Genomic DNA, 12744 nt, shown 5'->3' on the forward strand with positions numbered 1-12744 from the left:
GTCTTCGCGAGCAAGCCCGCTCCCACAATGGTTCCCAGCGTTTATGAGATCCCATGTGGGAGCGCGTCGGAACCACACCAGTTGATCAGGCCGCAGCCGGTACGCCGCTATGGAAACGGAATTCCACATCCGGGGATTCGATCAGTTCCTGTTCGGCGGCGCGGACCTTGTCGATCACCTGAGCGATGTCCCTGGCGTCACCATACTGGTAGGCCAGTTTCAGGTATCCCTGGAAATGCCGGGCCTCGCTCTTGAGCAGGCCGAAATAGAACTTGCCCAGTTCTTCGTCCAGATGCGGCACCAGCGCTTCGAAACGCTCGCAACTGCGGGCCTCGATGAAGGCGCCCACCACCAAGGTGTCCACCAGTTTCACCGGCTCGTGACTGCGCACCACCTTGCGCAGGCCCGACGCATAACGCCCGGCGGACAGCTGGCGCAGCGCAATCTTGCGGCGCTTCATCAGGCGCATGACCTGCTCGTGGTGCACCAGTTCTTCCCGGGCCAGACGCGACATCATGTTGATCAGGTCGACATGGGAATGGTACTTGGCTATCAGGCTCAACGCGGTGCTGGCGGCCTTGAATTCGCAGTTCTTGTGGTCGATCAGCAAGGTTTCCTGATCGGCCAGCGCGGCTTGAACCCAGCCGTCGGGGGTGCGGCAGCCAAGGAACTCGTGAATTTCGGGAAGGATCATGGGGCTCACGGACAAATAGGTTCAAAACGAAGGGCGCCGATTATACCGGCCTGCCCGCAGACCACCAGTCGCCAACCGTTGATATGCATCAAGTCCCCGAATCGCAGGCAGCAACTATAGTTGTGCAACGCCGTGCTTTTTTATTTTCAGGAGATCGCGCTCATGCAAGCCGTACGCAGCATTCTGGTGGTCATCGCCCCCGAACACTCCGAAAGCCTCGCGCTCAAGCGGGCGAAGCTGATCGCCGGCGTGACCCAGGCGCAGTTGCATCTGCTGGTGTGCGACCCCAAGCATGATCACAGTGGCATGTTGGGTGTGCTCAAGGCCGCTTTACAGGGAGACGGATACAGCGTCACCACCGAGCAGGCCTGGAACCAGAGCCTGCATCAAACCATCGTCGAGGTGCAGCAAGCCGAAGGCTGCGGTCTGGTGGTGAAACAGCACTTTCCCGACAGCGCCCTGAAAAAAGCCTTGCTGACACCCGAGGACTGGAAACTGCTGCGCCAATGCCCTTCCCCGGTACTGCTGGTGAAAACCGCTGGCTCATGGAAAGACAAAGTGATCCTGGCAGCCATCGACGTCGGCAACACCGACCTCGAACACCGCCACCTGCACAACACAATCATTGATCATGGCTATGACATCGCAACCCTGGCCAAGGCCCGTTTGCACGTGATCAGCGCCCACCCGTCGCCGATGCTGTCGTCGGCCGACCCCACGTTTCAACTTAGCGAAACCATCCAGGCGCGCTACCGCGAGCAATGCAAGTCGTTCCAGGCCGAGTTCGACATCGACGATGATCACCTGCACATCGAGGAAGGCCCGGCGGACGTATTGATTCCGTTCATGGTGCACAAGCTGCAGGCGGCCGTGACCGTCATCGGTACCGTGGCGCGTAGCGGGTTGTCAGGCGTGTTGATCGGCAATACGGCGGAAGTGGTGCTCGATTCGGTTGAAAGTGACGTATTGGTGCTCAAGCCGCAGGAGATCGAGGATCATCTTGAGGAGATTGCCGGCAAGCACTGAGATATGTGGTGATTGAAAGGCCGTCTTCGCGAGCAAGCCCGCTCCCACACTGGATCTTCAGCAGACACAACTTTTGTGTACGACGGGGGATAAATGTGGGAGCGGGCTTGCTCGCGAAGCTTTTAAAAAATTTAGCCTTCAAACGCATCCTTCAGAAACCCCGGCGCAATGTAGCGCTGGTAATGCGCCTCGGAGAGCAGGAAAAATTCCCGATCAATGGCATCGCGCAGTTCCGGCAGGTTCCAGTCGCGAAACTCCGGCAGCAATACCATCCCGTAGGCTTCCAGGTTGTTGATCACCCGCGCCCCCCGGGCGATCAACTGGTAGGCCCAGCAATATTCCGACTGATGGGGCACGAAACGGATCTTGCGTTGCTCCAGCTGCATCCGCAGCTGCGCCGGATCGAAAATTTCCACCTTGGCGGCCATCACTTGCGACAGCAATTGCTCAAGACGCAGCCATACAGCGCGCTTTTCCTCCTCGTTGTAACCGTTCCAGTGGATCACTTCGTGGTGGAAACGCTTGCAGCCACGGCACACCAGGTCACCGTAAACAGTGGAGCAAAGGCCGACGCACGGCGTCTTGATGGTCTGATTGGGCATAGGTAGGCAAAACGCGAAAAAGCAGAACAGGCCGGCATGTTAGACCTTTGTCCACCATTGATCACCCCTCAAAGTTCAGGGCCATGGCTAAATCGGCGTTTACCGACCGCCACCAAAGTCCAATAAAACCTGACTTACCTTAAATTTTTTTTTGCCGTAGAATCAGCCTGCCTTTTTAGGCGCCAATGTCCGTTAGAAGCTGTTTTCAAAGCGTCACGAGCACAGTCGTTCCTTCAGAGCGGTGTTGGCGAGGGGTTTTTCCAGCGGGGAAAAGCCCAACGCCAACCCTCATCAGCTCCCGTTCTGCAGGCGTAAAACTTTGAAAGCAGCTTCTGTAAGGAATTGTCGGTAATTCTGGCTAAGTGGCTCACAACGCCATGCAGCGCATGAGTACGGCAATTTCGGGATGAGCGTCCCGGACACCCATTTGGGACCACTGATGAGGGTAATAACTGTGCTTGAAGCCTACCGCAAACATATCGAAGAGCGCGCAGCACTGGGTATCGTTCCCCAGCCGCTAAACGCCGAACAAACTGCAGGCCTGGTCGAGCTGCTGAAAAATCCCCCGGCTGGCGAAGAAGCATTCCTCGTTGACCTGATCACCAATCGCGTTCCGCCTGGAGTGGACGAAGCAGCCTATGTCAAGGCCGGCTTCCTGTCCGCCATCGCCAAAGGCGAAGCCACCTCCCCCCTGATCGACAAGAAGCGCGCTGTTGAACTGCTCGGCACCATGCAGGGCGGCTACAACATCGTGACTCTGGTAAACCTGCTGGACGACGCCGAACTGGCGCCAGTAGCTGCCGAAGAACTCAAGCACACCCTGCTGATGTTCGATGCTTTCCACGACGTCGCTGAAAAAGCCAAGAACGGTAACGTTCACGCCAAAGGCGTGCTGCAATCCTGGGCTGACGGCGAGTGGTTCGTGAAGCGCCCGACCCTGGCCGACAAGATCAGCCTGCGCGTGTTCAAGGTCACCGGCGAAACCAACACCGACGACCTGTCTCCTGCGCCTGATGCCTGGTCCCGTCCGGACATCCCGTTGCACGCCCTGGCCATGCTGAAAATGGCTCGCGACGGCATCGTGCCTGACGCACAAGGCGTCACCGGTCCGATGAAGCAGATCGAAGAAATGCGCAATGCCGGCTTCCCGATCGCCTACGTCGGCGACGTGGTCGGTACCGGTTCTTCGCGTAAATCGGCAACCAACTCCGTACTGTGGTTCTTCGGCGACGACGTTCCTTACGTGCCGAACAAGCGTGCCGGCGGTTTCTGCTTCGGCAGCAAGATCGCTCCGATCTTCTACAACACCATGGAAGATGCCGGCGCACTGCCAATCGAATTCGACGTTTCCAACATGCACATGGGCGACGTGATCGACCTGTACCCGCATGCTGGCAAAGTCTGCAAGCACGGCACCGACGAAGTCCTGACCACCTTCGAAATGAAGACCCCGGTCCTGTTGGACGAAGTTCGCGCCGGCGGCCGTATTCCGCTGATCATCGGCCGTGGCCTGACCGAGAAGGCTCGCGCCGAGCTGGGTCTGCCACCTTCGACCCTGTTCAAGAAGCCTGAAGCACCGGCTGAAAGCACCAAGGGTTTCACCCTGGCGCAGAAAATGGTCGGCAAGGCTTGCGGCGTGACCGGCGTTCGTCCGGGCACCTACTGCGAACCGAAGATGACCACCGTGGGTTCCCAGGACACCACAGGTCCAATGACCCGTGACGAACTGAAAGACCTGGCGTGCCTGGGCTTCTCGACCGATCTGGTGATGCAGTCCTTCTGCCACACCGCGGCTTATCCAAAGCCGATCGACGTGACCACCCACCACACCCTGCCTGACTTCATCATGACCCGCGGCGGCGTTTCCCTGCGCCCGGGCGACGGCATCATCCACTCGTGGCTGAACCGCATGCTGCTGCCAGACACCGTCGGTACCGGTGGTGACTCCCACACCCGTTTCCCGATCGGCATCTCGTTCCCGGCCGGTTCCGGTCTGGTTGCGTTCGCCGCAGCCACCGGCGTCATGCCGCTGGACATGCCTGAGTCGATCCTGGTTCGCTTCAAAGGCGAACTGCAGCCAGGCGTCACCCTGCGTGACCTGGTTCACGCCATTCCTTACTACGCGATCCAGGCTGGCCTGTTGACCGTAGAGAAGAAAGGCAAGAAGAACGCCTTCTCCGGTCGCATCCTGGAGATCGAAGGTCTGCCTAAACTGACCGTAGAACAAGCGTTCGAACTGTCTGACGCCTCGGCTGAACGTTCGGCTGCCGGTTGCACCATCCAGCTGTCCAAAGAGTCGATTGCCGAATACCTGCAGTCCAACATCACCCTGCTGCGCTGGATGATCGGCGAAGGCTACGGCGATGCACGTACTCTGGAACGTCGCGCTCAAGCGATGGAAGCCTGGCTGGCCAACCCTGAGCTGCTGGAAGCAGACAAGGACGCCGAATACGCCGAAGTCATCGAGATCGACCTGGCCGACATCAAGGAGCCTGTGCTCTGCGCGCCGAACGACCCGGACGACGCTCGCCTGCTCTCCAGCGTTGCTGGCGAGAAGATCGACGAAGTGTTCATCGGTTCGTGCATGACCAACATCGGTCACTTCCGCGCTGCCGGCAAGTTGCTGGAACAGGTCAAAGGTCAGCTGCCAACCCGTCTGTGGCTGTCGCCGCCGACCAAGATGGACGCTCACCAGCTGACCGAAGAAGGCTACTACGGCATCTACGGCAAGGCCGGCGCGCGCATGGAAATGCCGGGCTGCTCGCTGTGCATGGGTAACCAGGCACGTGTAGAGCCGAACTCGACCGTTGTGTCGACTTCGACCCGTAACTTCCCGAACCGTCTGGGTGACGGCGCGAACGTCTACCTGGCTTCGGCTGAGCTGGCGTCCGTGGCTTCCATCCTGGGTCGCCTGCCGACCGTCGAGGAGTACATGGAATACGCTGGCAAGATCGACAGCATGGCGGCCGATGTCTACCGCTACCTGTCCTTCGACCAGATCGCCGAGTTCCGTGAAGCTGCTGCGAACGCCAACATCCCGGTCGTTCAAGCCTAACGTTGCAACGCAATGAAAAACGCCGCCCATCGTGAGATGAGCGGCGTTTTTTTATGCCTTCAATTTGAACACTACCCCCTGTGGGAGTCATGCATTCAACTGAAGCGCCTGTTTCACCGCACCATCCACACTCAACCCACTCAGCACCACCCCGTTAGCCTTCACCTGCGACAACACCGCCAACGCCGCTTGTGCGTCGTCCTTCAGACGCGCCAGGATCAGGCACGGGCCTTCCTCATGCACATGCACGAAAAACGCCTGCAACGCCTCAATGCTGGTGCCATCCAGATCCGGCGACTCCTCCAGACTCAGAATCACTGTATGAATCGGCGTTTGCGAATGCCGGATCAAGTGCAAGGCAGCGCCGAGAATCCGCTCGACATTGGCAAAGAACAACGCTTCACCCGGCCGCACAATCAACACGCCAGGCACGGCCTGGGCCGCTGGATGGCGTTGCAGGTCGACAAAGTCGTGACCGCCATCGATGCGCCCGAGAATCTGGATATCCGCCGCCGACAGTTGCTTGAGCATCAGCAACACACTGATCGCCACCGCCACCAGCAAGCCATCCAGCACACCCAGTAGCAATACCGCACCCACGGCGCAGATCACCAGCAAGCGGTCACGGCGCCAGATGAAATAGCGTCCCAGCGGTTGCAGGCTCAAGCCACGCCCCAACGCATGGATAACGATGGCGGCGAGAATCGGTTCCGGAGTCAGGGCGATATACGGCAGCACCGTAAGGACAATGAGCAGCACCACCAGCGCCGCCACGATCCCGGCCAGGCGTGAAGTGGCGCCGGCAGCCTCATTGGCCGACGTCGCCGAATACCCCGCGCCCGCCGGCATGCCGTGGAACAGACCGGACAACAGGTTGGAAGCCCCCAGCGCCAGCAGGTCGCGGTTCGACGTTACGCGATCACCGTGCTTGAGCGCATAGGCACTGATCGAGCCATACGACTCGGCATACAGAATCATCACCATGGCAAACGCCAGCTCACCCACACGCAGCCAGTCGGTAAACGGCAATACCGGCAGCTTCGGCACCTCCAGGCCCAGGTCGATCAAGCCGATCAGCTTCACGCCATAGTCCGGCAGGTCCAGCCACTGCCCCGCCGCGATGCCGATCACCACCACCAGCAAACCACCCGGCAGGCGCCGAAACCGCGCGAACAGCCATAACAAGGCCAATGCCACGGCGCCGACAGCAGCTGCGGCCCAGTTCCATTGCGGCAGTTGCTCCAGCAATTGCGGCAGAAAACCCACCAGGTTGGCTTCGGTCAAATGCACGCCCACTACGCTGGCGACCTGCTTGAGAATGATGGTCAGCGCCAGGCCAAAGGCAAAACCACGCAGCACCGGCTTGGCGATGAACGACGTCACGCTGCCGAGTTTGAACAGCCCCGCCAGCAGGAAAAACGCCCCGGTCATCAGTACCAGACCGAGGGCCAGGGTCGAGCGAAGCTCGGGATCGCCATTGGCCAAGGTGGCGGTCGCGGCGGCCAGCACGGCGGCGGAGGATGAAGTGGCCGAGACAATGGCAAAACGGCTGGTACCGAACAGGCCATAACACAGCAACCCGGCAAACAAGGCGATCACCCCGGCCTGGGGCGCCAGTGCGGCGATGCTTGAATAAGCGACGGCTTCGGGCAACAACAGGCCGGCTATCGACAACCCGGCCAACAGGTCCTGCCAGCGCTTGGGTTGCTCGGTGGGGTTGGCGTTGGGGGCGCTCGACAATCGAATGTCTCCAGGCGAAAAAAAGCCGCTGCACGTATCACGTGCAGCGGCCACTGTAGCTGAAAATCAAAGGATCGCAGGCTGCGATCTATTGATCTTACGCGCTCAACGAATAAATCAACGCGGTAATCGCCACCAGACCCACCGCCGTCACGAAGACGTTGGACGCCTGACCGCGATAGCGTGCCATCGCCGGCACCTTGCGGATGGCGTACATCGGCATCAGGAACAGGATCGCCGCGATCACCGGGCCACCGAGGGTTTCGATCATGCCCAGGATGCTCGGGTTCAGCGTGGCGACGATCCAGCACACCACCAGCATGAACGCGGCGGTCATGCGGTCCAGGGCCTTGGCGGACGGACGCTGGCCACTCTTGACGATCAGCCCCTTGAGACCTTCGCTGGCGCCGATGTAGTGCCCCAGGAACGACTTGGAAATGGCCACGAAGGCAATCAACGGCGCCGCGAAGGCAATGGTCGGGTTGCTGAAGTGGTTGGCCAGGTACGACAGGATCGACAGGTTCTGCGCCTTTGCTTCAGCCAGTTGCGCTGGCGACAGGGTCAGCACGCAACTGAAGACGAAGAACAGCACCATCACCACCATCAACAGGTGCGCCCGGGACAGGATCTGCGAGCTGCGCTCCTCGGCGTGATCACCGTAGCGACGCTTCTGGTCCACGGCGAAGGCCGAGATGATCGGCGAATGGTTGAACGAGAACACCATCACCGGAATCGCCAGCCACAGGGTGTGCAACAGCGCCGACGGTGCCGGCACGCTGCTGGCGGTGGTCAGGATGCCGCCGTTCCAGTGCGGAACCAGGTACACCGCCAGGAACAGCAAGGCGACGATGAACGGATAGACCATCAGGCTCATGGCCTTGACGATCAGTTGCTCACCGCAACGCACCACCGCCAGCAGGCCGAGGATCAGCACCAGCGACAGCACGGCGCGCGGTGGCGGCGTGATGTGCAGTTGATGCTCGAGGAAGCTGCCCACGGTGTTGGTCAGGGCCACGCTGTAGATCAGCAGGATCGGGAAAATGGCGAAGAAGTACAGCAAGGTGATCAGCGCACCGGCCTTGATGCCGAAATGCTCTTCCACCACTTCAGTGATGTCGGCGCCTTCGCGACCGGACAACACAAAACGGGTCAGCCCGCGGTGCGCGTAGAACGTCATCGGGAACGCCAGCAACGCCAGGATCAGCAGCGGCCAAAAGCCGCCGAGGCCCGCATTGATCGGCAAAAACAGGGTGCCCGCACCAATCGCCGTGCCAAACAGGCCCAGCATCCACGTGGTGTCCTGGCGATTCCAGCTCGAAAGCGTTGCGGGTGTTGCTGCTACATAGCGTTTGTTGACGCTATTGGCCTGATCATTCATCCGGTGGGATCTCCACATTCCGGTCACTTGCCACCCGGTCAGAACGCGTCGGAATACCCGACAGGCAGCGCCCTGACCGGAACAGGGGCGCGATTCTGGAGGATTAGTGAACAGAAGCAAAGACTTAGGTGAGGAACGGTGGTACCAGATTGGCAAAAAACAGACCTGTGGGAGCGAGCCTGCTCGCGAATACCTTGGCACATCCAACATTCACTTTGGCTGACACACCGCCATCGCGAGCAGGCTCGCTCCCACAAGGATCTGTCGTGTACTTGTGCTTCATCGCCAAACAGCAGTCCGCACTTGATAAAGGTCCACCATCATGTATTTTTAAACAACCTGCATTCCTCCTGGAGTCTTCCCATGCCACTGGTTCGCGTCGACATCAAAAAACATCAGGACCCCACCCACGCCAAACGCATCGGCCAACTGATCTACGCCGCGATGCACAGCACCATCGGCGTGCCGGAGAATGATAATTTTCAGATACTCGCCGAACACGATGAGCAGCATTTCATCTTTGATCCCGGTTACCTGGGTATCGACCGCACGGACCAGTTGGTGGTGATCCAGATCACCATGAGCGAGGGGCGAACCGTCGAGCAGAAAAAACGCCTCTACAAAACCATCGCCGAAAGCCTTCACACAGAGCTGGGCGTGCGCCTGGAGGACGTATTCATCAATCTGGTGGAAGTCAAAAAAGAGAACTGGTCGTTCGGCAACGGAATTGCCCAATACGCCCTCTGATATTCAACCTGAAATCGAGAAAGACCCATGCCCCGCGTTTCCCGCAAACAAGCCGACCTCAACCGCGAGACCATCGTCAATGCCGCTACGCGGCTGTTCCGCGAACGCGGTTTGCACGGGATCAGCGTGGTCGATGTGATGGCCGCCGCGGGTTTGACCCACGGCGGCTTCTACGGGCACTTCGAATCCCGCGAAGCCCTGGCGCAAGAGGCCAGTGGCCGGGCTTTCGAGCAGGCCGCGCAACGCTGGCAAGCACGGGTGGCCGATCAGGAGAGCAAGGACACCGCCCGCCGCGCCGTGGTCGAAACGTACCTGTCCAGAGAAAGCCGGGACAATCCGGGTGACAGCTGCCCGGTAGTGGCCTTTGCCGGGGACATGTGCCACGAGGCCGCCGAGAGCGGTTTGCGTCAAACCTATCTGCTGGGCCTGAACAACCTGCTCGATTCCCTGGGCTCACTGCTCGACACCCAAGACGAAGCCGACAAACGGCAACAGGCGCTGGTGCAGTATTCGCTGATGTTCGGCGCGCTGATGTTGTCCCGGGCGACCCGCGGCGATCCACTGTCGGATGAAATTCTCGAGGCTGCCCGATCAGCACTCTCGGCGTCGAAATAAAAGGTTCTTCACGCATTCCCGGAAAACTGCAGGAGCCAGCCTGCTGGCGATGGACTCCAGTGCGCCGCGATCATCCAGTTCGCCCGCGTAATCGTTGACGACCATCGCTGGCAAGCCAGCTCCCACAAAGGACCGCGCCCACGCTAAAACTGTAGGAACAGCCGGTCGACGCTCGATTGCTGGCGATGGACTCAAGCGCACCGCGTTAATCCAGCTCACACGCGTTATCGTTAACGACCATCGCTGGCAGGCCAGCTCCCACAAAAGACCGTGCCCACGCTGAAACTGTAGGAGCCAGCCTGCTGGCGATGGACGCCAGTGCGCCGCGTTCATCCAGGTCATACGCGTTATCGTTAACGACCATCGCTGGCAAGCCAGCTCCCACAAAGGACCGCGCCCACGCTGAAACTGTAGGAGCCAGCTTGCTGGCGATGGACTCCAGTGCGCCGCGTATATCCAGTCCACACGCGTTATCGTTAACGACCATCGCTGGCAAGCCAGCTCCCACAAGGGGCCATGCCCACGCTGAAACTGTAGGAGCCAGCCTGCTGGCGATGGACTCAAACGCGCCGCGTTTATCCGGTTCCCACGGGTTATCGTTAACGACCATCGCCGGCGGTTGCCAAGCTATCCTGAAATCAGCAATCTCAAGCGACGTTCGAGCCGTTTTTCCGATGCCCACAGGGAGCCAAGCATGCCTGTAACCGTTCTGGTACTGGTTGAAACCATCAATGATTACCTGCCTATCCTCGAACATCAGGGCTTCCACCTGATACTGGCCCCGACGCCCGCCGAGCGTGCCGAAGCCATCGCCCGCCACGCCGGGCAGATCGACGCCGTCCTGACCCGTGGGCCATTGGGGCTGTATGCCGATGAAATCGCCGCGCTGCCCAGACTCAAGATCATCTGCGTGATCGGCGCCGGCTATGAACACGTCGACCTGCAGGCCGCCGCCGACCGGGGCATCACCGTCACCAATGGTGCCGGGGTCAACGCCTCGTCCGTCGCCGACCATGCCATGGCGCTGCTGCTGTCGCTGGTACGTGACGTGCCCCGCTGTGACGCCGCCGTTCGGCGCGGCGAGTGGCCGAAGATCATGCGCCCTTCCCTCGCCGGCAAGCGCCTGGGCATCCTCGGCCTCGGCGCGGTCGGCATGGCCATCGCCAAACGTTCCAGTGCCGGCTTCGACATGAGCATCTGCTACCACAATCGCCAACGTCGCAGCGATGTGCCCTACACGTTCTGCTCGACCCCGACCGAACTGGCGCGCGCCTCGGACTTCCTGATCGTCGCCACGCCGGGCGGGCTGGGCACCAAGCACCTGATCAATCGCCAGGTGCTCGACGCCTTGGGCCCCCAGGGATTTATCGTCAACATCGCCCGGGCCAGCGTGATTGCCACCGCCGAACTGATCACCGCCCTGGAGCAACGCCGGATCGCCGGCGCAGCGCTGGATGTGTTCGACGCCGAACCGAAGGTGCCGGATGCGCTCAAGACCCTGAGCAACGTGATCCTCACGCCCCATGTCGCCGGACTGTCCCCGGAAGCCACCCAGGGCACCGTCGAACTGGTGGGCAAGAACCTTGTCGCGTTTTTCTCCAGCCAACCGGTGCTGACGCCGATCGATTTGCCGCCGGCCATAAGCCGGGTGGTTCATTGATGGCAATTCAAACAGCTGTATCAAAAACAATGATTGGCCGGCAACACGCTCACCTATAAGAGCCGATCGCGGTTGTGGGTGCGGGGTGTGCGCATTAGATTAGCCAATAGTTTCAGGCCTCCAGAATAAGCAGAAGGGATAAGCATGGCGCTTACTGACCAGTCCACCCGTATCCGCACCGGCGAAGAGCTCGATGCCAGCCTGATCGATCCATACCTCAAGGCCCATATTCCGGGCCTCAGCGGTTTGCCGAAGATCAGCCAGTTCCCGGGCGGCGCGTCGAACCTCACTTACTTGCTGGAATACCCCGAGCAGGAATTCGTCCTGCGTCGACCGCCCTTTGGCCACAAGGCCAAGTCGGCTCACGACATGGGCCGTGAATTCCGCATCCTCAATCAACTTCGCGACGGATTTCCGTACTGCCCGAAAGCCTACGTGCACTGCACCGACGAATCGGTGATCGGGGCCGAGTTCTACGTGATGGAACGGGTCAACGGCATCATCCTGCGCTCCGACCTGCCGCCGGAACTGGGGCTGGACTCGGCGAAAACCGAAGCCCTGTGCAAGAGCTTCATCGACAAGTTCGTCGAACTGCACCAGGTCGACTACAACGCCTACGGCCTGGGTGACCTCGGCAAGCCCGAAGGCTACGTGGCGCGCCAGATCAAAGGCTGGAGCGATCGCTACGAGAAGGCCCTGACCCCCGATGCGCCACAATGGCAAACGGTGAAAGCCTGGCTAAACGACAAAATGCCGGCCGACCATCCGACCTCCAGCATCGTGCACAACGACTACCGCTTCGACAACGTCATCCTCGACCCGAACAACCCGATGCAGATCATCGGCGTGCTCGATTGGGAACTGACCACCCTGGGCGATCCGCTGATGGACCTGGGCAACACCCTCGCCTACTGGATCGAAGCCGATGATCCGGCACCGGTGCAGATGATGCGCCGCCAGCCAAGCCACGCGCCGGGCATGTTGACCCGCCGCGAGTTCGTCGATTACTACGCCCAACGCTCGGGCATCCAGATCGACAATTTCGACTTCTACTACACCTACGGCCTGTTCCGCCTGGCCGGCATCGTGCAGCAGATCTACTACCGCTTCTACCACGGCCAGACCCAGGACAAACGCTTCGCCCAGTTCATCCACATGAACAAACTGCTGGAACAGATGAGCCTGCAGGTGATCCAGAAATCCAGCCTATGACCGTACGCGATCCCT

At 60.1% G+C, this 12744-nt stretch carries 10 protein-coding genes; 6 read left to right on the forward strand and 4 right to left on the reverse strand.

The genetic code is table 11. The features are described from left to right. Window positions 1-85: 85 nt before the first annotated feature. A complete protein-coding gene (locus tag ACXX83_RS11950) occupies window positions 86-694 on the reverse strand; it encodes a MiaE family protein (RefSeq protein ID WP_007976299.1) in 609 nt (202 codons plus the stop codon). A 162-nt stretch (window positions 695-856) separates the two neighbouring features. On the opposite strand from ACXX83_RS11950, the gene uspL reads away from it, so the two are divergent. Beyond that, complete coding sequence (gene uspL, locus ACXX83_RS11955; RefSeq protein ID WP_458548564.1) at window positions 857-1720, forward strand: universal stress protein UspL; 864 nt, start codon at window positions 857-859, stop codon at window positions 1718-1720. A gap of 131 nt (window positions 1721-1851) precedes the next feature. On the opposite strand, the gene ACXX83_RS11960 is transcribed toward uspL, so the two are convergent. Beyond that, the gene (locus ACXX83_RS11960; protein WP_095966964.1) at window positions 1852-2322 is read right to left on the reverse strand and encodes a DUF1289 domain-containing protein; all 471 of its coding nucleotides are present in this window, start codon (window positions 2320-2322) and stop codon (window positions 1852-1854) included. A 454-nt stretch (window positions 2323-2776) separates the two neighbouring features. Between ACXX83_RS11960 and acnB the strand changes: the two genes are divergently transcribed. Continuing rightward, the gene (acnB, locus tag ACXX83_RS11965; RefSeq protein ID WP_041474887.1) at window positions 2777-5377 is read left to right on the forward strand and encodes a bifunctional aconitate hydratase 2/2-methylisocitrate dehydratase; all 2601 of its coding nucleotides are present in this window, start codon (window positions 2777-2779) and stop codon (window positions 5375-5377) included. A gap of 87 nt (window positions 5378-5464) precedes the next feature. On the opposite strand, the gene ACXX83_RS11970 is transcribed toward acnB, so the two are convergent. Together ACXX83_RS11970 and ACXX83_RS11975 are read right to left on the reverse strand one after the other, a co-directional pair. Then, window positions 5465-7117, reverse strand: coding sequence for a SulP family inorganic anion transporter (locus ACXX83_RS11970; RefSeq protein ID WP_458548565.1), 1653 nt, complete (start codon window positions 7115-7117; stop codon window positions 5465-5467). 97 nt (window positions 7118-7214) lie between these two features. Next, entirely contained in the window at window positions 7215-8495 is a 1281-nt protein-coding gene (locus ACXX83_RS11975) for a serine/threonine transporter (protein WP_015095407.1), read from the reverse strand. Between the two features lie 363 nt (window positions 8496-8858). Between ACXX83_RS11975 and ACXX83_RS11980 the strand changes: the two genes are divergently transcribed. The 4 genes from ACXX83_RS11980 (at window position 8859) to ACXX83_RS11995 (ending at window position 12729) form a co-directional block, all read left to right on the forward strand. Further along, on the forward strand, window positions 8859-9242 hold the full coding sequence (locus tag ACXX83_RS11980; RefSeq protein WP_015095408.1) for a tautomerase family protein: 384 nt from the start codon (window positions 8859-8861) through the stop codon (window positions 9240-9242). Between the two features lie 27 nt (window positions 9243-9269). Continuing rightward, window positions 9270-9857 carry a TetR/AcrR family transcriptional regulator gene (locus tag ACXX83_RS11985; RefSeq protein ID WP_458548566.1) on the forward strand — a complete coding sequence of 196 codons (588 nt, stop codon included), beginning with the start codon at window positions 9270-9272 and terminating at the stop codon, window positions 9855-9857. 694 nt (window positions 9858-10551) lie between these two features. Continuing rightward, window positions 10552-11517 carry a 2-hydroxyacid dehydrogenase gene (locus ACXX83_RS11990; RefSeq protein ID WP_458548567.1) on the forward strand — a complete coding sequence of 322 codons (966 nt, stop codon included), beginning with the start codon at window positions 10552-10554 and terminating at the stop codon, window positions 11515-11517. A 144-nt stretch (window positions 11518-11661) separates the two neighbouring features. Further along, the gene (locus ACXX83_RS11995; RefSeq protein WP_217835403.1) at window positions 11662-12729 is read left to right on the forward strand and encodes a phosphotransferase family protein; all 1068 of its coding nucleotides are present in this window, start codon (window positions 11662-11664) and stop codon (window positions 12727-12729) included. Window positions 12730-12744 lie beyond the last annotated feature (15 nt).

The sequence above is a fragment of the Pseudomonas sp. GNP012 genome, from assembly GCF_054343835.1.